Source organism: Afifella marina DSM 2698, from assembly GCF_900102695.1.
Taxonomy (GTDB): domain Bacteria; phylum Pseudomonadota; class Alphaproteobacteria; order Rhizobiales; family Afifellaceae; genus Afifella; species Afifella marina.
In genome coordinates this window covers 115,900-139,410 of the sequence record NZ_FMVW01000005.1, presented here as the reverse complement: position 1 = coordinate 139,410, position 23,511 = coordinate 115,900, and the positions used below count along the sequence as shown (strand labels likewise).

The 23,511-nt window shown below is 64.7% G+C and carries 28 protein-coding genes; 19 read left to right on the top strand and 9 right to left on the bottom strand.

The genetic code is table 11. The annotated features are described in order from the left end of the window. Positions 1-15: 15 nt before the first annotated feature. Entirely contained in the window at positions 16-558 is a 543-nt protein-coding gene (locus BLP76_RS11975; protein ID WP_244514565.1) for a TRAP transporter small permease subunit, read from the bottom strand. A 162-nt stretch (positions 559-720) separates the two neighbouring features. Further along, positions 721-1,812 carry a TRAP transporter substrate-binding protein gene (locus tag BLP76_RS11970; RefSeq protein ID WP_092813200.1) on the bottom strand — a complete coding sequence of 364 codons (1,092 nt, stop codon included), beginning with the start codon at positions 1,810-1,812 and terminating at the stop codon, positions 721-723. Between the two features lie 169 nt (positions 1,813-1,981). On the opposite strand from BLP76_RS11970, the gene BLP76_RS11965 reads away from it, so the two are divergent. After that, the gene (locus tag BLP76_RS11965) at positions 1,982-2,761 is read left to right on the top strand and encodes a gamma-glutamyl-gamma-aminobutyrate hydrolase family protein (RefSeq protein WP_244514564.1); all 780 of its coding nucleotides are present in this window, start codon (positions 1,982-1,984) and stop codon (positions 2,759-2,761) included. Between the two features lie 18 nt (positions 2,762-2,779). On the opposite strand, the gene BLP76_RS11960 is transcribed toward BLP76_RS11965, so the two are convergent. Together BLP76_RS11960 and BLP76_RS11955 are read right to left on the bottom strand one after the other, a co-directional pair. Then, positions 2,780-3,901, bottom strand: a complete 1,122-nt coding sequence (locus tag BLP76_RS11960; RefSeq protein WP_092813193.1) for a nickel/cobalt transporter — start codon at positions 3,899-3,901, stop codon at positions 2,780-2,782. Next, positions 3,892-4,542 (bottom strand): DUF1007 family protein, encoded by a 651-nt coding sequence (locus BLP76_RS11955; protein ID WP_170130479.1) that lies wholly within the window; start codon positions 4,540-4,542, stop codon positions 3,892-3,894. Before BLP76_RS11955 ends, BLP76_RS11960 begins: the two co-directional genes overlap by 10 nt. A 231-nt stretch (positions 4,543-4,773) precedes the next feature. Here BLP76_RS11955 and BLP76_RS11950 point away from each other — a divergent pair, with 231 nt between their 5' ends. After that, complete coding sequence (locus BLP76_RS11950; protein WP_092813191.1) at positions 4,774-5,853, top strand: Glu/Leu/Phe/Val family dehydrogenase; 1,080 nt, start codon at positions 4,774-4,776, stop codon at positions 5,851-5,853. A gap of 46 nt (positions 5,854-5,899) precedes the next feature. On the opposite strand, the gene BLP76_RS11945 is transcribed toward BLP76_RS11950, so the two are convergent. After that, positions 5,900-6,853, bottom strand: coding sequence for an NAD(P)/FAD-dependent oxidoreductase (locus tag BLP76_RS11945; RefSeq protein ID WP_111328828.1), 954 nt, complete (start codon positions 6,851-6,853; stop codon positions 5,900-5,902). A 117-nt stretch (positions 6,854-6,970) separates the two neighbouring features. Beyond that, positions 6,971-7,765, bottom strand: coding sequence for a creatininase family protein (locus BLP76_RS11940; RefSeq protein ID WP_092813186.1), 795 nt, complete (start codon positions 7,763-7,765; stop codon positions 6,971-6,973). 170 nt (positions 7,766-7,935) lie between these two features. Between BLP76_RS11940 and BLP76_RS11935 the strand changes: the two genes are divergently transcribed. Together BLP76_RS11935 and gluQRS are read left to right on the top strand one after the other, a co-directional pair. Then, entirely contained in the window at positions 7,936-8,856 is a 921-nt protein-coding gene (locus BLP76_RS11935) for a DMT family transporter (protein WP_092813183.1), read from the top strand. Beyond that, the gene (gene gluQRS, locus BLP76_RS11930; protein ID WP_092813180.1) at positions 8,840-9,748 is read left to right on the top strand and encodes a tRNA glutamyl-Q(34) synthetase GluQRS; all 909 of its coding nucleotides are present in this window, start codon (positions 8,840-8,842) and stop codon (positions 9,746-9,748) included. The genes BLP76_RS11935 and gluQRS overlap by 17 nt, the downstream gene beginning before the upstream one ends. Positions 9,749-9,782: 34 nt before the next feature. Here gluQRS and BLP76_RS11925 read toward each other — a convergent pair whose 3' ends face one another. After that, positions 9,783-10,739 carry an AEC family transporter gene (locus BLP76_RS11925; protein WP_092813177.1) on the bottom strand — a complete coding sequence of 319 codons (957 nt, stop codon included), beginning with the start codon at positions 10,737-10,739 and terminating at the stop codon, positions 9,783-9,785. Between the two features lie 190 nt (positions 10,740-10,929). Between BLP76_RS11925 and BLP76_RS11920 the strand changes: the two genes are divergently transcribed. The 6 genes from BLP76_RS11920 (at position 10,930) to BLP76_RS11895 (ending at position 14,871) form a co-directional block, all read left to right on the top strand. Further along, the gene (locus tag BLP76_RS11920) at positions 10,930-11,769 is read left to right on the top strand and encodes an SDR family NAD(P)-dependent oxidoreductase (RefSeq protein ID WP_092813174.1); all 840 of its coding nucleotides are present in this window, start codon (positions 10,930-10,932) and stop codon (positions 11,767-11,769) included. 97 nt (positions 11,770-11,866) lie between these two features. Next, positions 11,867-12,046 carry a twin transmembrane helix small protein gene (locus BLP76_RS11915; RefSeq protein WP_092813172.1) on the top strand — a complete coding sequence of 60 codons (180 nt, stop codon included), beginning with the start codon at positions 11,867-11,869 and terminating at the stop codon, positions 12,044-12,046. Positions 12,047-12,192: 146 nt separating this feature from the next. Beyond that, positions 12,193-12,801, top strand: a complete 609-nt coding sequence (locus tag BLP76_RS11910; RefSeq protein WP_092813169.1) for an acyloxyacyl hydrolase — start codon at positions 12,193-12,195, stop codon at positions 12,799-12,801. A gap of 198 nt (positions 12,802-12,999) precedes the next feature. After that, complete coding sequence (locus tag BLP76_RS11905) at positions 13,000-13,593, top strand: cob(I)yrinic acid a,c-diamide adenosyltransferase (protein WP_092813166.1); 594 nt, start codon at positions 13,000-13,002, stop codon at positions 13,591-13,593. 35 nt (positions 13,594-13,628) lie between these two features. Further along, the gene (locus BLP76_RS11900; protein WP_092813163.1) at positions 13,629-14,327 is read left to right on the top strand and encodes a rhomboid family intramembrane serine protease; all 699 of its coding nucleotides are present in this window, start codon (positions 13,629-13,631) and stop codon (positions 14,325-14,327) included. 127 nt (positions 14,328-14,454) lie between these two features. Beyond that, on the top strand, positions 14,455-14,871 hold the full coding sequence (locus BLP76_RS11895; protein WP_092813160.1) for a type II toxin-antitoxin system PemK/MazF family toxin: 417 nt from the start codon (positions 14,455-14,457) through the stop codon (positions 14,869-14,871). Between the two features lie 142 nt (positions 14,872-15,013). On the opposite strand, the gene BLP76_RS11890 is transcribed toward BLP76_RS11895, so the two are convergent. Beyond that, positions 15,014-15,226, bottom strand: coding sequence for an antitoxin VbhA family protein (locus tag BLP76_RS11890; protein WP_092813157.1), 213 nt, complete (start codon positions 15,224-15,226; stop codon positions 15,014-15,016). A 252-nt stretch (positions 15,227-15,478) separates the two neighbouring features. On the opposite strand from BLP76_RS11890, the gene BLP76_RS11885 reads away from it, so the two are divergent. Beyond that, positions 15,479-15,805, top strand: a complete 327-nt coding sequence (locus BLP76_RS11885) for a YnfA family protein (protein ID WP_244514563.1) — start codon at positions 15,479-15,481, stop codon at positions 15,803-15,805. 31 nt (positions 15,806-15,836) lie between these two features. Here BLP76_RS11885 and msrA read toward each other — a convergent pair whose 3' ends face one another. Further along, positions 15,837-16,520, bottom strand: a complete 684-nt coding sequence (gene msrA, locus BLP76_RS11880; protein WP_244514562.1) for a peptide-methionine (S)-S-oxide reductase MsrA — start codon at positions 16,518-16,520, stop codon at positions 15,837-15,839. Positions 16,521-16,697: 177 nt separating this feature from the next. Between msrA and BLP76_RS11870 the strand changes: the two genes are divergently transcribed. From BLP76_RS11870 to sdhA, 8 genes are all read left to right on the top strand, one after another. Further along, positions 16,698-17,447 carry an electron transfer flavoprotein subunit beta/FixA family protein gene (locus tag BLP76_RS11870; protein WP_092813148.1) on the top strand — a complete coding sequence of 250 codons (750 nt, stop codon included), beginning with the start codon at positions 16,698-16,700 and terminating at the stop codon, positions 17,445-17,447. Positions 17,448-17,458: 11 nt separating this feature from the next. Beyond that, the gene (locus BLP76_RS11865) at positions 17,459-18,403 is read left to right on the top strand and encodes an electron transfer flavoprotein subunit alpha/FixB family protein (protein ID WP_092813145.1); all 945 of its coding nucleotides are present in this window, start codon (positions 17,459-17,461) and stop codon (positions 18,401-18,403) included. Positions 18,404-18,555: 152 nt separating this feature from the next. Next, a complete protein-coding gene (locus BLP76_RS11860) occupies positions 18,556-19,437 on the top strand; it encodes a 3-hydroxybutyryl-CoA dehydrogenase (protein ID WP_092813142.1) in 882 nt (293 codons plus the stop codon). Between the two features lie 99 nt (positions 19,438-19,536). Continuing rightward, complete coding sequence (locus tag BLP76_RS11855; protein WP_092813138.1) at positions 19,537-20,406, top strand: HpcH/HpaI aldolase/citrate lyase family protein; 870 nt, start codon at positions 19,537-19,539, stop codon at positions 20,404-20,406. Continuing rightward, positions 20,403-20,621, top strand: a complete 219-nt coding sequence (locus BLP76_RS11850) for a DUF1737 domain-containing protein (protein ID WP_092813135.1) — start codon at positions 20,403-20,405, stop codon at positions 20,619-20,621. Before BLP76_RS11855 ends, BLP76_RS11850 begins: the two co-directional genes overlap by 4 nt. 163 nt (positions 20,622-20,784) lie before the next feature. Next, positions 20,785-21,180 carry a succinate dehydrogenase, cytochrome b556 subunit gene (sdhC, locus tag BLP76_RS11845; RefSeq protein WP_092813132.1) on the top strand — a complete coding sequence of 132 codons (396 nt, stop codon included), beginning with the start codon at positions 20,785-20,787 and terminating at the stop codon, positions 21,178-21,180. 12 nt (positions 21,181-21,192) lie between these two features. Beyond that, on the top strand, positions 21,193-21,567 hold the full coding sequence (gene sdhD, locus BLP76_RS11840; RefSeq protein WP_092813129.1) for a succinate dehydrogenase, hydrophobic membrane anchor protein: 375 nt from the start codon (positions 21,193-21,195) through the stop codon (positions 21,565-21,567). A gap of 1 nt (position 21,568) precedes the next feature. After that, positions 21,569-23,416 carry a succinate dehydrogenase flavoprotein subunit gene (sdhA, locus tag BLP76_RS11835; RefSeq protein WP_092813126.1) on the top strand — a complete coding sequence of 616 codons (1,848 nt, stop codon included), beginning with the start codon at positions 21,569-21,571 and terminating at the stop codon, positions 23,414-23,416. The last annotated feature ends 95 nt before the right edge of the window (positions 23,417-23,511 follow it).

Below are 23,511 nucleotides of genomic sequence, written 5' to 3'. Positions count from 1 at the left end.
GTTTGGTTGTGTGAATTAATGGACGCTGTCGCGCGCAATTCCGGCTGCCGAATAAGTCTCGTCATGCTCCTTGAGCGCCACGACGGCGCGCAGCGCCATCGCCACCCCCTGCAGCCCGACGAGAACCGCGAAGACCCAGATGAAGGTCTTCAAGGCGAAGATGAGCGGCAGGCCGCTCACTTCCGTCGAACGCTCCAGGATGCGCCAGGAATTGCTCACATAGCCGAGCGACAGCCAGAAGGCCGCCACACAGACCGGCAGGAGCAGAAACAGCGCGCCGAAGAGATCGACGAGCGCCTTCTTGCGCGGCGAGGCCTCGCGGTAGAGGACGTCGACGCGCACATGCCCGTCCTGCAGGAGCGTAAAGCCCGCCCCGGTCATGAACAGGATCGCATGCATGTACCAGATCGATTCCTGCATCGGGATGAAGCCGATGGAGAAGACGTAGCGCAGGATGACGGTCGCAAATTGCACGAGCGCCGTCAGAACGGCGAGCCACATGACGGCGCGGCCGATGCGGTAATTGAGACCGTCGATCACGGCGATGATGGCTTTCACGCTCTCTCCCCTTCAGGCGTCGCAGGCGCGCACCGCCGCATCCCTCTAAGCCCTGCGCATAAAACCGAAAAGGGGCGGGTGACCCCGCCCCAGAAATCACGCCTTCGAACGCGCCCCTCAAACGCGTTTCGGCGTCAGGTCGCATCACCGGCGACCGAAGCCTCACGCAAACGGCGTCAGCGCCCGCTTGTTGGCGTAGCTCTGATCGGAAATCGCCGTCCAGTCGACCGCCTTGGCGCGGAAATCCAGGAACGCCTCGTAGACCTTCTTGGTCAGCGGGTCGGAATTGCCGGCCTTGTCGAGAACGTCCTTCGCCGCCTTGCCGAATTCGCGGTAGATCTCATCGGAGAACTCGACGAGTTCGACGCCGTGATCGTTGACGAGCGTCTTCAGCGCCTGGCCGTTATGGGTGTTGTAGGAGGACAAGGTCTCGTTGTTGACGGCATAGGCGATCGCCGTCATCAGCGTCTGGTCGCTTTCCGAAAGCCCGTCCCAGAACGGACGCGAAATCCCGAAGCTCAAAAGCGAGCCCGGCTCGTGGAAGCCCGGGTAATGGTAGTTCTTGGCGACCTTGTAGAGACCGAAGGCGAGGTCGTTCCACGGCCCCACCCATTCCGTCGCGTCGATCGTGCCCGATTGCAGCGCCGGCAGGATTTCCGAGCCCGCAAGCGTCACCGAGGTGCCGCCGAGCGCCGTGATGACGTCGCCGCCGAAGCCCGGAATGCGCATCTTCAAGCCTTTGAAATCGTCGACGGTCTGCATCTTTTTGTTGAACCAGCCGCCCATCTGGGAGCCGGAATTGCCGCCGGGCAGATGCTTGATGCCGAACTGGCCACCGACCTCGTCCCACAATTCCTGGCCGCCGCCCTTCTGGATCCAGGCGTCGATCTCCGCCGGCATGAAGCCGAACGGCACGGCACAGAAGAAGGAATAGCCGGTGAGCTTGCCCTGATAATAATAATCGGCCGAATGGTACATCTGCGCCGTACCTTCCTGCACGGCGTCATTGCACTTGAGCGGCGGGACGAGCTCGCCGCCGCCATAGACCTTCATGGTGATGCGCCCGTCCGTCGCCCCGTCGATCAGGGTAGCGAACCGTTCCGGCGCCTCGCCGATGCCCGGAAAATTCTTCGGCCAGGAGGTGACGCATGTGATCTGAATGCGGTTTTGCGACAACGCCGGCGTGGCGAGGCTCGAAGCTGCGGCTGCACCTGTGCCGAGCCCGGCCGTCTTCAAAAACGAGCGACGATCCATGCTCTGTTTCCTCCCTTGGGGTCGTCTTCTTAAGCGGGCGGGAAAACTTGCATTTTCGCCAAAGACTGTCCAGCGCGGCCCGCTGCGGCGAAGCGGCAAGCGGTCGATAAGAAGAAGCGACAAGACGGGCTGACTTTTGCCTGCCGACCGCATTAGGATGCCTGCCACGATGCGCAGCAGAAACACCCCCATCATTCTCGTCACCGCCGATGTCCGTCCCGCCGACGGTTATGTCTGGCATTCCGTGGCCGAAACCTATCTGAGGGCCATCACCAGCATCGGTGCGGTGCCGCTCGTCCTGCCCTCCATGGCCGATCGCATCGATCTCGATGCCGCCGTGGAAATGGCCGATGGCGTCCTCGTCACCGGCTCCCGCTCCAACGTGCATCCCGACCGCTACGGCGTGACGCCGGAGGAAAAGCACGGGCCGTTCGATCCTTCGCGCGATGCGACGACCCTCCCCCTGATCCGCCTCGTCCTGCAGCGCGGCCTGCCGCTTCTCGCCGTCTGCCGCGGGTTCCAGGAGCTCAACGTCGCGCTCGGCGGCGCCCTCTTGTCGGAAATCCAGGAGATCGAGGGCCGCTTCGACCACCGCTCGCAGGCCGACGAACCCGATCAGCGTTTCGCGCTCGCCCACGACGTCACATTCCAGCCGGACAGCCGTCTTGCGAAGATCGTCGGCAATCAGCGTATCCAGGTGAATTCCGTCCACCGCCAGGGCGTCGACCGGCTCGGCCGCGGCCTCGTCGTGGAGGCGACCGCCGATGACGGCACCATCGAGGCCGTGCGCGTCTCCGATGCCGCGAGCTTCGCCTTCGGCGTGCAATGGCATCCGGAATACTGGGCGGAGACCGATCCCCCCTCGCGGGCGATTTTTGCCGCGTTTTCAGAGGCGATCCGCCAGCATCAGGACGCCAAGGCGAAAATCGCCGCCGAACAGGACAACTGACCTGACGGCGGCAAAGGCCTAGGCGAGAGCGCCGGCCAGCAAAAGCCCGCCGAGCGCGGTGATCGCGAACGCCCCGCCCCATTCGAGCAGCGAGACGAAGGCCGCGCCGGCGCCGGGCCGCGTCTGAAGAAGCTTTGCCGCCACGCCCTTGGCGCCGACGGCGAGTGCGGCGAGCGCCGCAACCGTGAGCCCGGTCCCGAGCGCCATCAAGAACGTCGCCGCGACCCCGGCCCAGAAAATCTTCTGCGACAGCGCGAAGACGAGGACGATGAGGGCGCCCGAACACGGCCTCAGACCGACGGAGACGACAGCCGCGACAGCACCTGCAAGCCCGCGGCTCTTCTCCACCAGCGCCGCATCCGGCACATGCCCGCAACACGCGCCGTGCTCATGGTCATGCCCGTGCCCATGGTCATGCGCATGTCCGTGATCATCATGGTGGTGCTCATGCCCATGCTCATGCCCGTGGCCGTCATGAAGATGCGCCTCGCTCAGATGCACGTCATGCCCATGCGCCCCGGCCGCAGCCGGCGTGAGGCCGGCCGTCGCGGGACGAAGGCGTGATCCGAGGGAAAGCCGTCTCAAAAGCCGCCGCGATTTGCGCAACAGCAGGAAAAGACCGAGCGCCAGGACGAGCCCGTAGCTGCCGATCTCGAAGGCCTCCGCCGTATCGGTGATGGCAAAGCTCGTGAGCCCCAGAACGGCCGCAAGCGCGCCGATGAGCGCGACCGCGACGATCGCCTGCAGGAACGCCGCCAGGAAGGCGATCAGAACCCCGCGCCGCGCCGTCTTCTCGTTGGCGAGGATATAGGACGAGATCACCACCTTGCCGTGGCCAGGTCCGGCCGCATGCACGATGCCGTAGATGAAGGAGACGCCGCCGAGCCACCAGAAGGCCGACCCGTCGGTGGCGAGCCGCGACAGGGTCGCCGTCAGCTCGTGGTAGAACTCCTTCTGCAAGGCGGCGATCATCGGCACGAGCCCCGCCCCGCCGCCCTCGCCCGGCAGACCGACACCGAACGGCGACGTCGCGGCCTCGGCGTTGGATACGAGGCAGACAAAGACCGCCAGGACGGCAAGCGGCGCGAACATAGCGAGCGCATCCGCCCGCACACCTTTCTCCCGCCGCATCAGGGACATGTGATCATCGCGGCATTCTCCGTGCCGGCCGTCAAACTCTTGAATTCCGCGGGCAGCTCGCGCTGCTCCGCGCCGATCGTCGCGAGCATCGCGGCAGCCGTCGCATCCGGCTCCTCGCCGAGCGTAACGGCGAGCTTGCACGAGGCCGGCGCATCGACGAGCCGCACCGCCTCCTTCGACGGCAGCGAAAAGGCGACGAAATATTCCGGATCGGCGACTTGGAGCTCGACCGGCGCATGCGCCGCGATCGGCTTCTTCAGCGGCAGGGTGAAATGCAAAATCAGTTGCTTGCCGCTCGGCTGCAGCCAGTAATCGACGGGATCGCCGAGCTTCACCGGCTCGCCGCCGGCGGTAAGCTCTGTGAAGAAGCCATAATCGGCAAGCGACGTGACGTTGACCTCCGCCAAGGGCTTCAGCTCTTCGGCCGACAATTTGCCATCGCCATCGGCATCGAGCCCCTGCGTCGCATAGGCGGAAAACGCCTCGTCAAAGCGCCAATGATGGCGGATGCCGACGATACGCCCGCTTTTGTCGAAAGAAACTTCGGAGGCGACATCCACCCACACATGCGGATGCGCCAGCGCCGCACCCGGCAAAAGCGCGAGAGCGAGAACGAAAAGCGAGAGCAATCGACGTGCCATCGGGCAGTCTCCGGTCGTGGCATCCGGCCCATTCGGCGGACACGAACGCGCTTTCTCGCACAAGTGCGGCGACAGCGCGGCGGAATAATCTTTCGCAAGACGTCGCGGCAGAAAGTCATTTGCCCCTCCGCCCGCGGCTTTTTGGCGCTCCTCCAGCCAGAAGCTTTCGCGCCGGGCGCTTATCTCTGCGCCAAGAGGAAACGCCCAAAAAAAACGAGAAGGATCTGAGCCATGCCCGTCACCGCCCTGTCGGAAGCCGAGCTCGCACGCCATCCCGCATTCGATGGACACGAAGAGGTGGTGCGCATCGAAGACGAGGCGACGGGCCTCGCCGGCTACATCGCCATTCACGACACCACGCTCGGCCCCTCCCTCGGCGGCTGCCGCGTCTGGCGCTATGCCGATGAACATGCCGCTCTTGAGGACGTCCTGCGCCTGTCGCGCGGCATGACCTACAAGACCGCGCTCGCAGGCCTCAATCTCGGCGGCGGCAAGGCCGTCATCATTCTCGCCCCCGGCGTGCCCAAGACCCCGGCGCTTTTCGAGGCCTTCGGAGCCGCGATCGAAAACCTCTCCGGCCGCTACATCACCGCGGAAGATGTCGGCACCGCCCCCGCCGATATGGCGGACGTCGCGCGTGCGACGAAGCATGTGCGCGGCACACCGGCTTCGGGCGTCGCCGATCCCTCCCCCCATACGGCGCTCGGCGTCTTCCACGGCATCCTCGCCGCCGTCGAGTACCGGTTCGCCTCGAGCTCGCTTGAAGGCATCCGCGTCGCGATCCAGGGGCTCGGCCATGTCGGCTGGCGCCTTGCGGAAAAGCTGCACGAGGCCGGCGCCGACCTTCTCGTCTCCGACATCGATGAAAAAGCACTGGCGCGCGCCGAAGAGGCCTGGGGCGCGCTCGCCGTCCCGCCGGCGGAAATCCATGCCGCCCCGGTCGATCTCTTCGCCCCCTGCGCCCTCGGTGCCGGGCTCAACCGCACCACCATCCCGCAGATCCGCGCCGCGATCGTGGCGGGTGCCGCCAACAACCAGCTCGCCGAGGCCGACGACGCCGGGCGTCTGCTTCAGCGCGGCATTCTCTATGCGCCGGATTACGCCATCAATGCCGGCGGCGTCGTGGCGCTCGCTTTGGCCGGGGCCGGCCATTCGCAGACGGAAACCCGCGACAAGGTGGAAGCGATCGGCGCAACGCTTGCGTCCATCTTCGCACGCGCCGCGGAAGAGAGGACGACGACGGCCGCGATCGCCGATCGGCTCGCCGAAGAACGGCTGACCGCCGTCAAGCGGCGCTCGCAGGCCGCCTGACGCGCCGACACACCGACACAGAAACGTGGCGGGAGAGTTCGGGCCCCTAATCCGAGAAGGAGGCAAGCACCGCGTCGGCCGCCGCGGTGCCGGAAACAAACGCCGCCTCCGAACGCGCGGCGATGCACCAGTCGCCGCAGGCGACGAGCCGCCCTTTCGCCCCGACGAGACAGGGTTCACCCGCGGGCTCCGCGACGAGCGCCTGGCGCCAGCGCCGGATCTTGCGGGCCATCAAAGGCGGCAGCGGCCCGTCCGCCTCGGCAGCGAGAAGGTCGAGCAGCTGCTCCGACAGCTCGTCTTCGCGTGCGCCGAAATGCGCTTCGGAAAAACCCGCCGCCGCATGCACGACAAAACTCTCCGTATCGCCGCGGCCGGCCTTCGAGCTGTTGCGGATGGCGACGCTCAAATCGCCGCGCCTCGAAATCCAGTCTTCCGTGATCGGCACGGCGCCGTCGAAGACGAAGAGCCCGGCGATCGTCGGACGCATCACCACCTCCGACAGGCGGTCGAAGGGCTTGCCATGGGCATGCAGCAGCGGTTCGGCGGCGGACGCAGGAAGCGCCACGATCACCGCATCGAACGGCCCGACCGGCGCGGAATTGCTTTGCAGGAGATAACCTTCGCTCGCCCGGCCGATCCGTTCGACCGCCGTATGCGTGCGGATATCGAGGCCCTTTCCGGCGAAATCGGTAAGGCCGTCCATGCTCGGCAGGCCGATGAGCCAGGGCTCGTCGCTGTCGCGTCCGGAGGGCGCCCAGCCGGTCGCCTTGCCGGCGAAGACCGCCTCTTGCATGAAGGATTTGAAGGGCTCTTCGCGGGCCGTGACATAGACCGCGCCCGCATCGACCGGCACCCCGGCGACCTCTTCTGAGGAGAGCCGGCCTCCGGATTTCCCCGCGGCTTCGAAAAGGATCGGGTCGAGCCCCGCCGCACGCAGACGCCTGGCGGCGGCAAGACCGGCGAGACCGGCCCCGATGATGGCGATCGATGCGTCCTTCAAATGTCCTCCTCGTCGCCTTTCACAAAGCGCCTCTGAGCACGGTGCCGAGGCCAGGTTCTGGCGCGCCCGGCGCTCGTTGAATCAAAGCTGCGGGCCGCCGTAAAGCCCTGTCGCGCCTCATTCTTCGGCGAGACACTCCGGCATGTCGGCAACTGCCACCTCATGAACGAGTTCCGCCATGCCCCGCACCTGATGCCGGGCGATCGCAGCCCCGGCTTCGGCACTCGCCGCGGCGGCGTTGCCGACGACCCCTTCGGCGTTCAAATCCTCGGCAAGCCAGCCATAGCCGACATCGCCATAGGCGCGAAGACGGCGATAGCGCTCGGACAGCATGCTTTGCCGCGACGGGAAATCGGCGAGCGAAAGATGCCGGACGAGATCGGGCTTGAAATGCAGCATCAGCGCGGTTTCCACGAAGCCGCCGTGGATGCCGACGGCACGCTCGCAATCGTCGGCAAGCTCCGCCGGCAGGCCGAAGCGCCGCCAGCTCGTCGCCACGGCGAGAAGCTCGTGGCGCGCCCGAAGCTCGAGTATGGCGGCCGCCGCCGAAGGGCTGTTGCCGCCATGCGAGCTGATCAAAATGAGCTTCTTGAGGCCCGACGCCGCCACCCCTTCGCCGATCGCGACGATGGTCTGCGTCATCTGTGCCGCCGAAAGCGAAAGCGTGCCGGCAAAGGACATGTGTTCCAGCGAGGCGCCGACGCCGACCGTCGGAAGAAGCAGCGCCTCGACATCGGGGTCGAGCGCCGTCGCGAGCTCTCCCGCAAGCCCTTCGGCGATGTGGCAATCGGTGCCGAGAGGCAGATGCGGCCCGTGTTGCTCGGTGGCCGCGATCGGCAGGATCGCCACGGTGCGTGTGGGATCGCATCGGGCGAGTTCGGGGCTCGTCAGATCCTGCCAAAGGCGCAGCATGGGAAGCCTCTCCAAAGCATCTCACGCCCATGTGAAAAGCAAATGCGCCGGCTCTGCAACGGCTTTTGCGCAGGGGAGCGCTGCCGCCCGGCATGAGAGGGCGAGAGGGCCCGGAGATGACAGAGAGATGAGAGCTTGCTTTCCGGCCAGGAAGGCCCTTTGCATGTGAAATGGTCTCCCTTTCCGAAGACGCGGGCGCTGGCGCCGCCGCTGCGCGCCTGCGTGCGCTTCTTCTCATCATGCTCGCCTTTCTCTGCTTCGCCTGTCTCGACACGACGGCGAAATATCTCGGCCAATGGCTGCCGGCGATGCAGATCGTCTGGGTGCGCTTTCTCACGCATTTCATTCTGACGCTCGTCATCTTCCGGCCGTGGCGCGACATGGCGCTCTGTCTGCCGCGCAACAAGAAGCTGCAGGTGGCGCGCGCCTGCTGCCTCGTCGGCTCGACTTTGTTCAACTTTCTGGCCGTCCGCCATCTTCAGCTCGCCCAGACCGTCAGCATCTTCTTCATCGGCCCCTTCATCGTCACGGCGCTTGCCGGGCCGATGCTCGGCGAATGGGCGGGGCCGCAGCGTTGGGCTGCGGTCGTCGTCGGCTTCCTCGGCGCGCTCATCATCATCCAGCCGGTACCGGGAGCCTTCGAGCCGGCGATGCTTCTCTCGGTCGGGGCCGCGACCTCGAACGCGCTCTACGTCATCCTGACGCGCCAGATGGCCGGGCGCGAAACCGCGCAGAGTATGATCGTCATGCCGGCGATCCTCGCAAGCTTCGCCATCGCACCGCTCGGCATCGCCCAATGGGAAACCGTGCCCAGCGCCTTTCTCTGGGGCCTCCTCATCTCCACCGGCTTTTTCGGCGGCCTCGGCCATTGGCTGTTGATCAAGGCGCACGAGCTCGCGCCCGCCACCCTGCTTGCGCCTTTCGTCTACAGCGAGATTCTCTGGATCACCGCCCTCGGCTTCGTCATATTCGGCGATGTTCCGCCGCGTTCGACGGTTCTGGGAGGTGCGATTATCATCTTGAGCGGCCTTTTCATTCTCTATCGCGAACGGCGCACCAGGACGCCTCCCTCGATTGAACCGCGCGCCTGAAAAACCCGTCTTCCGGTTCGCGCCGAGCCCGAACGGCTATCTGCATCTCGGCCATGCCTATAGCGCGCTCCTCAACGAGCGCGCCGCCAGGGCCGCGGGCGGCCGACTTCTCCTTCGTATGGAAGACATCGACTACACCCGCGCCCGGCCGGAATTCACCGACGCGATCTTCGATGATCTCGCCTGGCTCGGCATCGCCTTCGAACAGCCGATCCTGTGCCAAAGCCATCGCTTCCCGGCCTATGCCGGCGCGCTCGCCGCCTTGGACCGCCTCGGCCTTCTCTACCCCGCATTCTTGAGCCGCTCGGAAATCCGTGGCGCCATCTCTGAAAAGGAAAAGACCGGCCACACCTGGCCGCGCGATCCCGATGGCGCCCCGCATTATCCGGGCCTCGAACGCGACTGGTCGAGCCAAATGCGCGCCGACAGGATCGCGACCGGCGCCCCCTATGCGCTCCGCCTCGATATGCGCCGGGCTCTCGCGGGCCTTGAGCCGCTCGCCTGGCAGGAGCTCGATCTTGAGACCGGAGAGACGACACGCGTGAGCGCCCATCCGAGCACTTGGGGCGACGTCATTCTGGCGCGCAAGGACGTGCCGGCGAGCTATCATCTCGCCGTCACCCTCGACGACGCCTATCAGGGCGTCACCCATGTCGTGCGCGGGGCCGATCTCGAAGCGGCGACCTCGGTCCACCGCCTCCTGCAGGTGCTGCTCGGCCTGCCCGCACCCCTCTACCATCATCACCGGCTGATCCTCGACAAGGAGGGACGCAAGCTTGCGAAATCCGCCGGCTCGACCGCTCTGGCCGACCTGCGCGAGACGGGCGCCACCCCCGACGACATTCGCCGCAGTCTCGGCTTTGCGCCACCGGCGGCCGCGTCCGTCGCCTGAGGCTCAAGGGCCTGGAAGTTCAAGGGCCTGAGGTTCACGTAAAAGCGCGCAACACCATGAGCCAGAAGGCGACGCCGCCGACGCCGAAGGCCGTCGAGATCAGTGTCGTATTGGAGGCGAGCGCCTCGCCCGTGCCGAAGCGGGTGGCGATGAGGAAAGCGTTGACGCCGGTCGGACAGGCCGCCACCAGCACCAGAGCGGCCGTCGGCACCGGGCCGAGCCCGATGAGGAGCGCCACCGGCAGAACGACGAGCGGCATGAAGAAGAGCTTCATGCCCGCAAGGACCGCACCCGCCGGGATGTTGCGGGCGATGCCGTAGCGGGCAAGCCCCATGCCGCAGGCAAAAAGCGCCACCGGTCCCGCCACATCGGCAAGGCTGTCGATCAGCTTTTCGGCAAGCCCCGGGATCGGCAGATGGAAAACGTGCCAGATGCCGCCCAGGATGATGCCGATGATGAGCGGATGGCGGATGAGTTCGAGCGCAAACGCCCCCCACATGGCACGGCTGCTCTCCACCTCGGCCGCGAGCCCGTCGCGCCGTCGCGCCCAGGTGTTGAGGGCGAGGCTTGCCGCCATCATCACCGGCAGATGCACCGAGACGAGAATGAGGACGACCACCGTGCCGGGGTCGCCATAGGTGGCACGTGCCAGCGGAATGCCGATCAGAACCGTATTGGCGAAGGCGGCCGAGACGCCGGCGACGACGCCTGAGCGCGTATCGCGCTTGAACAGCCGCCGAACGAGAACATGCGCCACCGTCCAGGTGACGAGCACGCCGACAAAATACGCAATCCAGATCCGCCACGGCGACAGCCCGTGGAAATCGGCATGCGCCAGCGTGCGAAAGAGAAGGAGTGGAATGGCGATGGTGAAGACGAAATCGGCGAGCGCCCCGCCGGTCTCCATCTTCAGGAGCTTGAAGCGCGCCGCGAGATAGCCGATCCCGATGAGGCCGAAAATGGTGAGGACGATGTTGGCGGTGTCGGACATCAGAGTTTGCGGCGGTTGCGGCGGCTTGGGGCGGCCATGGGCGGCTTGGGGCGGCTGTGTGCGGCGAAATTCGGATCTCCTCCCGCCTTAAGCCGCCGCCACTTGATTGCCTAGGAGGAAGCGGGGACAAGGGCTGAAGAAAAGCCCGATTTCACGCGCCCCGCACAAGGGGACCAAAGGACAAGCCCGCATGGCCCGCAGCATTTTGATCACCGGCTGCTCTTCCGGCATCGGCCGCCATTGCGCCCTCGCCATGGCGCGGCGCGGCTGGCGCGTCTTTGCCACGGCCCGCAACGAGGCGGATCTCGCGGCCCTGCACGAAGCCGGCGGCAAACATGGCCTTGAAGCGCTCTATCTCGACTATGCCGACGAGGCCTCGATCGCGGCCGCTCTTCAATCTGTGCTCGCCGCCACGGACGGCCGTCTCGACGCCCTCTTCAACAACGGCGCCTATTCGCAGCCCGGCGCCCTTGAAGACATCTCTTCTGCCGTCCTGCGCGCCCAGTTCGATGCCAATTTCTTCGGCTGGCACGAGCTCACCCGAAAGGTGATCCCGGTGATGCGCCGCCAGAATGCCGGCCGCATCGTCATGAACTCCTCCGTCCTCGGCCTCGTCGCGCTCGGCTTCCGCGGCGCCTACAATTCCTCGAAATTTGCGCTCGAAGGCTACACCGACACTTTGCGAATCGAGCTTGCCGACACCGGCATCAAGGTCGTGGCGATCGAGCCCGGCCCGATTGAAAGCCGCATGACGGAAAACGCCGTCGCCGCCTTCCATCGCAACGTCGACATCGACGCCTCCGTCCATGCCGCCTATTACCGCCGCCGCCTCGCCTCCATGGAAAAGGGCGGCAACACCTTTGGGCAGCTCGGCCCCGAAGCGGTCCTCGATGTTCTCATCGAAGCCTGCGAGGCGCCCAGTCCGGCGACCCATTATCCCGTCACCCGCCAGACCAGGATCGCCGCCTTCGGCCGCCGTCTTCTGCCGCGCCGGTTGCTGCATAAGATGGCGACGCGCGCCACCAATTAGGAAAAACAAGAGCCCGCTTTCCCCGCCGCTCAGATTTGCGTCTCGTCTGTGCCTGGCTTAATGCGGTTTTCTGGTCCTCAGCCAAGGCAGGAAAACCATGGAATATCTTGGTCCGGTCGCCGTCCTTGCCGTTCTCGTCGTGCTTGTACTCGGATTGTGGAACATGCTGCGCGGCGGCAGCCCCAATCGCTCGCAAAGTCTGATGCGCTGGCGCGTCGGTCTGCAGTTTCTCGCCGTCGTCGTTTTGATGGCGGGCCTCTGGCTCAGCACCCGCTGACATCTCGCCCGGCAGCATCTGAGACGCGTGCCTTTGGGGCAACAATCGACGAAGCTCTGGCCGCGTTTTGCCACCTTTCCGGCAAAGACCGTTGCCGCGCCCGGCCGGCAAAGCTAAAGCCGAAGCAACAATTTCACGGGGCTGTGATGCGGTTATTGAGCTTTGGCGCGGGATTGATTGCGCTTTTCGGGACATCTGCGGCGCTGGCAGCCGATCTGCCGGCCGATCCTGCCGACCCTGTCTATTATGCGGCCGAGCCGGTCAGCACCTATCATTTCTTTGACGAAGTGCGCATCGGCGCCACAGGTTTCCTCGACGATCGCCATCGCCTCACCGACGAGGAAGAAGGCGTCTTCCTCAACGGCGAAGTGCTCTTCGGCAATCCGATGACGCCCTTCGACAACCGCTTCGTCGATTTCCTGTTGCGCCCGCGCCCGCATATCGGCGGCACCGTCACCACCTCGGGCGGCACCAATCAGGTCTATGCCGGCCTCACCTGGGACTACAATCTGACCAAGCGGATTTTCCTGGAAGGCACCTTCGGCGGCACCATCCACGACGGCAACACCGATCACGCGGAAACCGGCGCCCGTCTCGGCTGCTCGACGCTGTTTCGTGAAAGCGCCGGCCTCGGCGTCAACGTCACGCAGCATCTGCGCGTCATGGCCCGCATCGACCATTCCTCCAATGCCGGCCTGTGCGACGACAATGACGGTCTCACCCATGCCGGCGTGATGGTCGGCTACAAGTTCTAAGCTCTTTTGAGGCCCGTTCGGGCCTCAGCCTTCCCAGGCGGCGGCACCCTCTTGCCGGCCGCCGGGTGCCGCTCCCGCAGGCCGCCAGGCGGAAACAGATTTCGCGGCACGCAACGCTGCGACACTCTTCCCTCGCAAGCGCTTCAATCTTTCCCGAATTGCCCTAGTTTCGGCTCCGCCTTGAAAACGGAGAAGCCGATGGTCGTCCTCAACAAGATCTACACGCGCCGCGGCGACGACGGCACCACCGCGCTCGGCACCGGCGAGCGCCGTGCGAAATACGATCCGCGCGTCGAAGCCTATGGCACCGTCGATGAAACCAATGCGCTTTTGGGCGTCGTTCGGGCCGGCCTCAATCTGTCGATCGGCGCACCGACGAAAGAGATCGACGAGATGCTCGCCCGCATCCAGAACGACCTCTTCGATCTCGGCGCAGATCTCGCCACGCCCGATGACGGCAAGCCGCGGGAATACGAGCGCCTGCGCATCGTTCCCTCCCAGGTGGAGCGCCTGGAGCGCGACATCGACCGCCTCAACAAGGAGCTCTCCCCGCTGCGCTCCTTCATCCTGCCGGGAGGCACCTGGGCGGCCGCGCAGCTGCATCTTGCCCGCACCGTCGCGCGCCGCGCCGAACGCCTTGTCGTCGCCCTGGCGGACCAAGAGCCGGAAAAGGTCGCCGCTCCGGCAATCCAGTATCTGAACCGGCTGTCCGATTTCCTCTTCGTCGCCGCCCGCTGGGTGAACGACAAGGGCGAAACCGATGTCCTCTGGGTGCCGGGCCAGAACCGCTGATGCTGCGGCGCGGCGGCTCGAACCCAGGTTGAGCGATGTTCCTGCCGTTTCACGACGCGAACCCGCTCGCCTATGTCAGCCGACCCTATGTCAATTGGTCGATCATCGCGATCACGGCAGCATGCTTCTTCCTAACAGGCGGCTTTGATGCGGCGCGCGTAGAGATGGCGGCGATCTCGCTCGGCCTCATCCCCTCCGTCGTCAACGACATCGCCGAATTGCCGCCGAGCTTCGTGCTGATCCCGGAAGAGCTGAGCTTCCTCACCTATGCCTTCCTGCACGGCAACATCATCCATCTCGGCGGCAACATGCTGTTCTTGTGGATCTTCGGCGACAACATCGAAGATGCGCTCGGCCACCTGCGCTATCTCCTCTTCTATGTCTTGGGCGCGGCGGGCTCAGGCTACATCTACACGCTCGCCAACCCCTCCTCCGAGGCACCCCTCATCGGCGCTTCGGGTGCGGTCGCGGCCATCGTCGGCGGCTATCTGATCCTGCATCCGCGGGTCAAACTCTGGGTGCTGGCCTTCGGCCGCATCCCCCTGCGCCTTCCCGCTTTCATCTTGCTCGGCGCCTGGCTCGTCTTTCAGATCGCCAACCTTGCGATGTCGACGCCGCAATCGAGCAATATCGGCTGGTGGGCGCATATCGGCGGCTTCGCCCTCGGCGCCGCTCTCGTCGTGCCGCTCCGCCGCCGCGGCGTCCCCCTCTTCGACCGCGCTTTGCCGCGCTGAGCCAGATCACAGCGCCCAGGCGTCGAGATCTGGATCATAATGCTCAGATCGAACGTTAAACGACAGAATCTGCAGGAATTATATTGCGGCCATAAAGCCTACTTTCTTCATCCCAGAATTATGACAAATGATGTTCTTTATGGGCATCCTGCGTCATCCGCAAATCGGGACTATTCTTCGCGTTGATCTCAACGAAGGCTTCCGTGTCCCTGAGATGCGGAAGCGACGTCCCGCGATCGTGGTATCTCCGCCCCTTCCTGGAAGAGAACAATTGTGCACGATCGTGCCTTTGAGCACGACAAGGCCCAGAACCCTGCAGCCATACAATTGTATTCTGGAATTGGATCCACCGCTGCCGTTTCCCTACGCCCAACCAACCATGTGGGTGAAGGCAGACATGATCATATGCGTTGCATTTCACCGCCTGAAGCTGCTCGACCGCGGCAAAAACAACCAAGGTGAACGAGACTACGATATTCGCGTATTACCCGCAGAAAAGATGGAAGAAATTCGCGAGTGCATTCGCCGATCTCTTGGCATGTAAGATTTGACAAAACGGGCAGAGAAGCCCATTTCTCGGGTGGCCCCGGAGAAATCCGGGATTTAAGTCCCGTAAGGGCCGCTGTGATGGGCGATGACAAGCTGGTCACGGTGTCAGCAAAAAGCCCCGTTTCGACGGGGCTTTTTCATGTCCGGCCGACCGACGTGGACCGCACACCGATGGCGTGCAGCTCGTCCATGGTGATCTCGCCAGACACGAATTGCTCCATGGCGGCGGCGTAAGCGGGGCTCGGCGACAGACCCTGACGATAGTTTGCGGCCGCCGCCTCTTCGACGGCGCGCCGACGGCGCTCGACGGCTTCGGGCGATCGGTCCCGGCGCTTTTGCTCGACGTTCATAGTTGAAACTCCTCGCATCGAAAGAATAGCACAAGCCGGGCGAAAAAGGGAAAGGCGATAAGCCTTCCAAGGGCGGGTTTTGGCGCCCGGATAACCCGCTACGAAGAGGGATGAGAGCCGCACAACTAATTGCAGGCCTCTTGTTCGGGAAGATTTGAGAAGCCCCCGATCGCGCCTCTGCCTTTCCGCGGTTTGGCCTGCCTGCGCCGATCGGCTATGGCACGGCGAAAGCCATTCGCCATGGAGCCCGCGTTGCAGACTGCCCTCGCCTATGTCGTCGCGGCGATTGCCGAGATCGCCGGCTGCTTCGCCTTCTGGGCCTGGCTGCGGCTCGACCGATCGGTCTGGTGGCTGGCGCCGGGCCTCGTCTCTTTGCTCGTCTTCGCCTCGGCGCTGACCTTCGTTGGGACGGATGCGGCCGGGCGCGCTTATGCCGCCTATGGCGGCGTTTATATCGCCGCCTCGCTTCTCTGGCTGTGGAGCGTCGAAGGGCTCAGGCCGGACCGCTGGGATCTGATGGGGGCGGGCGTTTGCCTTCTCGGCACCGCGATCATCCTCTTCGCCCCGCGCACGCCCTGAACCTGCCTTCTGAAGAAACCGGCTGCGACCCTCAGCTCTGCTTGATCCCGCGCAGAGACTCTGAGCCCCACAATTGCTTCAGCCGCTGATCGCGGCCGCAGCCTTCACGGTAGCCCTTATAGGCATAGGCCTTGGTGACGTAGCCGAAGCGCGACAGGATGCGCTCGTCGCTCTTGTAATAGTTCTGGTGATAGGCCTCCGCCGGCCAGAATTCTCCGGCCCCCTCGATCTCCGTCACGATTTTCTGGCCGAGCTCTTTTTCGGTCGCCGTCTTGGAGGCTTTGGCGGCCTTAAGCTGCTCATCGTCGAGCGCAAAGATCGCCGTCGTGTAGCTGTCGCCGCGGTCGCAGAACTGCCCGCCCGCATCGGTCGGATCGACGGAATGCCAGAAGACGTCGAGAAGCTTTTCGTAGCTGACGACACTTGGATCGTAGGTGATCTTCACCGCCTCTTTGTGGCCCGTCCCGCCGGCCGAGACTTGATGATAGGTCGGATTGCGCACCTCCCCGCCGGTGAAGCCGGAGATCGTCTCCTTGACGCCCGGCACCTTGTCAAAATCGGCTTCCACGCACCAGAAACAGCCGCCGGCGAAGATGGCGGTTTCTTGGCCCCCCGGCGCCTGGCCCGCCTTCTCTTGCGCCCCCTCCTGCGCCCCGGCGGCGGTTGCGAGGGCAAGCATGGCGAAAGCTGCGACGGCAGCAAAAATGGCTTTCATGACAAAACCTCACGAGCGTCCTTACGCCGATATGGTGCAGCTCGCCGCCTGCGACGAGGCGCCTCACGCGGCTTTGACGCACGAACGGAGGCTGACGTTAACGGAAACTTTGGGGTGCGCTCTCTTGCCACCGTCGGTGAGCAACGCTAACCGGGGGCAAACAAGGGAGATTGCCTGATGAAAGTTCTCGTCCCGGTCAAGCGAGTGCTCGACTACAACGTGAAGGCGCGCGTCAAGGCCGATGGCACCGGCGTCGACCTCGCCAATGTGAAGATGTCGATGAATCCCTTCGACGAGATCGCGGTCGAAGAAGCCATTCGCCTCAAGGAGGCAGGCAGCGCCGAGGAGATCGTCATCGTCTCCGTCGGTCCCTCGCAATCGCAGGAGACGATCCGCACGGCGCTCGCCATGGGGGCCGATCGCGGCATTCTCGTCCAGGCGGACGGCACCGTGGAGCCGCTCGCCGTCGCCAAGATCCTGAAAGCGATCGTCGAGGCCGAAGCGCCCGGCCTCGTCATCATGGGCAAGCAGGCGATCGACGACGATTGCAATCAGACGGGCCAGATGCTTGCGGCCCTTCTCGGCTGGTCGCAGGGCACCTTCCTGAAGGAACTACAGATCAAGGGCGAGGAAGCGGAAGTCACCCGCGAGATCGACGGCGGTCTTGAAACCCTCTCGATCGCTCTGCCGGCGGTGGTCACGGCCGATCTGCGCCTCAACCAGCCGCGTTACGCCTCGCTTCCCAACATCATGAAGGCGAAGAAGAAGCCGATCGAGACGAAGACGGCCGACGATTACGGCGTCGATCTCACGCCGCGCCTCGAAGTCGTGGAGACGCGCGAGCCGGCGAAGCGCCAGGCCGGCGTCATGGTGGGTTCCCCAGCCGAACTCGTCGAAAAACTCAAAAACGAAGCGGGCGTACTCTGAGGGATCGCGAAATGACCATTCTACTCGTCGCAGAACACGACAATCAGAGCCTCAACGAGGCGACCGCCAAGGCGCTCACCGCCGCCAAGGAGATGGGCGGAGACGTTCACATTCTCGTGGCCGGCAAGGATGTGCGCCCGGCGGCCGAAGAGGCGGCGAAGCTTGCGGGCGTCGCCAAGGTGCTTATCGCCGAAGACGAGGCGCTCGCCCATCATCTGGCAGAGCCGATGGCGGATCTGGTTGCGGGCCTCGCCGGCGATTATGACGCCGTTCTCGCCCCCGCCACCACCGGCGGCAAGAACGTCATGCCGCGCGTTGCTGCCCTCCTCGACGTGATGCAGGTCTCCGACATCGTCGAGGTCGTGGCGCCCGACACGTTCAAGCGCCCGATCTATGCCGGCAACGCCATCCAGACGGTGAAGGCGAAAGACGCCAAGAAAGTGGTGACGGTGCGCACATCCGCCTTCCAGGCGGCCGAAGCCGGCGGCGAAGCGCTGATCGAGACGGTGTCGGCCCCGGCCGATCTCGGAAAATCGCGCTATCTCAGTGCCAAGATCCAGGAAAGCGAACGCCCGGAACTCGCCGCCGCCAAGATCATCGTCTCCGGCGGGCGTGCGCTCGGCTCCAAGGAGAAGTTCGAAGAGGTCATGCTGCCCTTCGCCGACAAGCTCGGCGCGGCGGTCGGCGCCAGCCGGGCCGCGGTCGATGCGGGCTACGCCCCCAACGACTGGCAGGTGGGCCAGACCGGCAAGATCGTGGCGCCCGATCTTTACATCGCCTGCGGCATCTCCGGTGCTATCCAGCATCTGGCGGGGATGAAGGATTCCAAAGTCATCGTGGCGATCAACAAAGACGAGGAGGCGCCGATTTTCCAGGTCGCCGATTACGGTCTCGTCGCAGATCTGTTCACGGCGCTGCCGGAGCTCACCGCAGAGCTCGACAAGAGCGCTGCATGATATAAATCGTAGCCGCCGCAAACCAGAGCAACGGCCCCTCCTTCCTGCGTCAAGAGGGGCCCGTTGCAACGCGGAAAATGTTGCGACGCACACTTCCCCTTTTCCGAAGCTTGCTCGATATTCGAGGCAAGCACCAGCAACAGAGATGATCCATGGCAGATGAGATCAAGACGGTCGCCATAGTGGGTGCAGGCCAGATGGGCGCAGGCATTGCCCATGTCTGCGCTTTGGCCGGTTACGATGTGATTCTGCACGATATTTCACCCGACCGGCTGCAGGCGGGGCTCGCCACCCTGGAAGGCACGCTCGCCCGTCAGCGCTCCTCCGGCCGCATCAGCGAAGAAGAGCGTCAGGCGGCGCTCGCCCGTGTGCGTCCCGCCAAGGGCGTCGAAGGATTGGCGCCGGCCGACCTTCTCATCGAGGCGGCGACGGAAGACGAGGCGGTCAAGCGCAAGGTGTTCGCCGAGGTCTGTCCGATCCTCGATCCCGAGGCGATGATCGCCACCAACACCTCGTCGATTTCGATCACCCGGCTTGCCGCCGCGACCGACCGCGCCGAGCGCTTCATCGGCATGCATTTCATGAATCCGGTGCCGGTGATGGAGCTCGCCGAGCTCGTACGCGGCATCGCGACGGAAGATACGACCTTCGAAGAGGCGAAGCGCTTCGTCACCTCGCTCGGCAAGAAGATCGCGGTGGCGGAAGATTTTCCCGCCTTCATGGTCAACCGCATCCTGATGCCGATGATCAACGAGGCGATCTACACGCTCTATGAAGGCGTCGGCAATGTGGAGGCGATCGACACGGCGATGCGGCTTGGCGCGCACCACCCGATGGGCCCCTTGCAGCTTGCCGATTTCATCGGTCTCGATACCTGCCTGTCGATCATGCAGATGCTCTACGAGGGGCTGGCCGATTCCAAATACCGCCCCTGCCCGCTCCTGGTGAAATATGTCGAGGCCGGCTGGCTCGGCCGCAAGGCGGGCCGCGGCTTTTACGATTACCGCAGCGACGAGCCGGTCCCGACCCGCTGAGCCCCGCCATCTCGCGCGCGCCGCAAGACTGATCGCGGGCCGCGCCAGGCCGGGACTGCGGCCTCCACCCGAACCGGACACGATTCTCGGAGACGACCCATGCCGCCTGTCTTCCGCTCGCTCATTTACGTCCCGGCCGACAAGCCCCGCGCTCTCGCCAAGGCGCGCGGCCTTGCCGCCGACGCCATCATCGTCGATCTCGAAGACGCCGTCGCCCCCGACGCCAAGAACGACGCCCGCGAGGCGCTGCGCGATGCTCTCGCCGAGCCTTTCTCTGCACCCGTCATCTTGCGCATCAACGGTCTTTCGAGCCAATGGGCGACGGAGGATCTTCTCGCCGCCCTCGCCGCGCGCCCGCAGGGCATTCTCGTCCCGAAGGTAGAAAGCGCGGCGGATCTCAAAATCCTCGCCGACGCGCTCGACCAGGCCGACGCGCTGGAGCGCACCGCGCTCTGGGCGATGATCGAGACGCCGAAGGCGCTTCTCAACCTCGCCGAAATCGCCGCCTCGTCGCAAAGACTGCCGCTCAAAGGCTTCGTCCTCGGCCTCAACGATCTCGCCAAGGAGACGGGCGTCAGGCCGGACCCGGATCGCGGCGCCTTCCTGCCCTGGATGATGAGCGTCATCGCCGCCGCCCGCGCCTATGGGCTTGTCGCCATCGACGGCGTCTTGAACGATTTCGGCGACAACGCCCGTCTCGAGGCCGAATGCGCTCAGGCGCGCGCCCTCGGCTTCGACGGCAAGAGCCTCATCCATCCCCGCCAGATCGAGACCGCGAACCGCATCTTTGCGCCGAGCGCCGAAGAGATCGCCGAAGCCGAGACGATCGTTGCCGCCTTCGCCCGGCCGGAACATGCCGGCAAGGGCGCGATCGGCATCGACGGACGCATGGTCGAAAGGCTGCATTTACATGTCACCGAAAGCCTGCTTGCCAGAGCGCGTGCAATCGCCGACAGAGATCAAGCATGAAGCTCTACCGTCTTCTCACCGGCCCCGACGACGCCGCCTTCTGCAAGCGCGTCTCCGCCGCCCTCAATGGCGGCTGGCAATTGCACGGCGCCCCCTCCATGACCTTCGACACGGAGGCGAAGCGCACGATCTGCGCCCAGGCGATCGTCAAGGACGTCGACGGCGACTGGCAGGCCGAAAGTGCAGGAGACGATTTTCGCTTAAGCGACTATTGATGAACGGTCGCACAAAGAGCACAGCATGTCTTCGCGCCGGCGACTTTGCTTGCGCGCGCCGGAGCAAAGCCAATCGTCGCATGCCTGGCATGTATGAGCATTATCCCACCGGCGCGTTTGCAACACCCGACCGGCACGTTATGAAGGGGCCAAGGAGCGCTCGATGAAAGATTTGACTGAACGACAGCGACCACTGTCGCCCTTCACGCAGATCTACCGCTGGCCGATCACCATGGTCACCTCGATCTTGCACCGCATCACCGGCATCGGCCTTTATATCGGCTCGCTTTTCTTCATTGGCTGGATCGTCGCCCTCGCTTTGGGGCCGGAAGCCTATGGCTGGGCGACTTGGTTCTTCGGCTCGCCCTTCGGCTGGCTGGTCCTCTTCGGCTACACCTGGGTGCTCATGCAGCATCTGATGGGCGCCATCCGCCACTTCATCTGGGACACGGGCGCAGGCTACGACAAGCCCGTGACGCAGAAGCTCGCCTGGGCGTCGCTCGCCGGCTCCGTCGGCCTCACCCTGCTTTTGTGGATCGTCATCCTCCTCGCCCTCTAGAAAGGCCCCGTCATGCGCACACCGCTTGCAAAAGCCCGCGGCCGCGGCTCCGCCAAGGAGGGCACCGGCCATTTCATCCAGCAGCGGATCACGGCCTTCGCCAACATCCCGCTGGTTCTCGCCTTCCTCTTGATCCTCGCCTCCCTCGTCGGGGCGGATTACCAGACGGCCCATGACCGCATCGCCAACCCCTTCATCGCGGCGATCCTCATCGGCCTCACCTTCAATCTCTCTTTGCACATGCGCATCGGCATGGAATCGGTGATCGAGGATTACATCCACCACGAAGGTGTGAAGGTGTTGAGCTATCTCGCCAACACCCTCTTCACCTACGCGATGGCCATCCTCGGCATCCTTTCCATCCTGATCATCGCCCTTGGAGGCTGACTTGGCGACCAACGGCCAGAACGGACAATCGAACGGCGCGACAAGCGCCCCCAAACAAAACGGCAAAGCCTATCCGATCATCGACCATGCCTTCGACGTGGTTGTCATCGGTGCGGGCGGCGCGGGCCTTCGGGCAGCACTCGGCGCCTCGCAGGCCGGCCTCAAGACCGCCTGCATCAGCAAGGTCTTCCCGACCCGCTCCCACACGGTCGCCGCCCAGGGCGGCATCTCGGCGGCCCTCGGCAATATGGGCGAGGACGACTGGCGCTGGCACATGTACGACACCGTCAAAGGGTCGGACTGGCTCGGCGACCAGGACGCCATCGAATATCTCTGCCGCAACGCGCCGAAAGCCGTCTACGAGCTCGAGCATTGGGGCGTGCCCTTCTCGCGCACCGAAGAGGGCAAGATCTATCAGCGTCCCTTCGGCGGCATGACCACCCGCTTCGGCGAAGGCACGGCACAGCGCACCTGCGCCGCCGCCGACCGCACCGGCCACGCCATGCTGCACACCATGTACGGCCAGGCGCTGAAGCATTCGGCGGAATTCTACATCGAATATTTCGCCATCGATCTGATCATGGACGAAGGCCAGTGCCGCGGCGTCATCGCGCTCTGCCTGGAAGACGGCTCTCTCCACCGCTTCCGCGCCCATAAGACGATTCTGGCGACCGGCGGTTACGGCCGCGCCTATTTCTCCTGCACCTCGGCGCATATCTGCACCGGCGACGGCAACGGCATGGTCTTGCGCGCCGGCCTGCCGCTGCAGGACATGGAATTCGTGCAGTTCCACCCGACCGGCATCTATGGCGCCGGCTGCCTCATCACCGAGGGCTCGCGCGGCGAGGGCGGCTATCTGACGAACTCCGAAGGCGAGCGCTTCATGGAGCGTTACGCGCCGTCCGCGAAGGATCTCGCCTCCCGCGACGTCGTTTCGCGCGCCATGACCATCGAAATCCGCGAAGGCCGCGGCGTCGGCAAGGAGAAGGACCATATCGAGCTGCACCTTGAGCATCTCGATCCGGCCGTCCTGCACGAGCGCCTGCCGGGCATCTCTGAAACCGCAAAAATCTTCGCTGGCGTCGACGTCACCAAGGAGCCGATCCCGGTCCTCCCGACCGTCCACTACAATATGGGCGGCGTGCCGACGAACTATCACGGCGAAGTGCTGACCAAGGTCGGCGGCGATCCCGATACCGTCGTGCCGGGCCTGATGGCCGTCGGCGAGGCCGCCTGCGTCTCCGTCCACGGCGCCAACCGCCTCGGCTCCAACTCGCTCATCGACCTCGTCGTCTTCGGCCGGGCCGTCGGCGATCGCTGCGCCGAAACGGTGACCCCCGGCGAGCGCCATCCGGATCTTCCCGCGGGCTCCGACGATTTCGCGCTCTCCCGTCTCGACCGCGCCCGCTACGCCAAGGGCGGCACGCCGACGGCGGCGCTGCGCGACCGCATGCAGAAGGTGATGCAGTCGAACTGCGCCGTCTTCCGCGACGGCCCGGTGCTCGAGGAAGGCCGCAAGCTGATCGACGAAGTCTGGCGCGGCGCCGAAGACATCGGCGTCACCGACCGCTCCCTCATCTGGAACAGCGATCTCGTCGAGACGATGGAATTCCAGAACCTCATCACCCAGGCGGTGGTGACGATGGAAGCGGCCGCCAACCGGCACGAAAGCCGCGGCGCCCACGCGCGCGAGGATTTCCCGGAGCGCGACGACCAGAACTGGATGAAGCACAGCCTCGCCTTCATCGACGATGCCGCCCACACGGTGCGCCTCGAAGACCGGCCGGTGCACACCTACACCATGTCGAACGACGTGCCCTATATCGAGCCGAAGAAGCGCGTCTACTGACGCCGCCCGACATCAGAGTTCGCGAAAGGGGCGCTCCGGCGCCCCTTTTTTGTGGCCAGAGCAAAGCTTACCTGCGGCAGGAAGGCCTTCGGCAC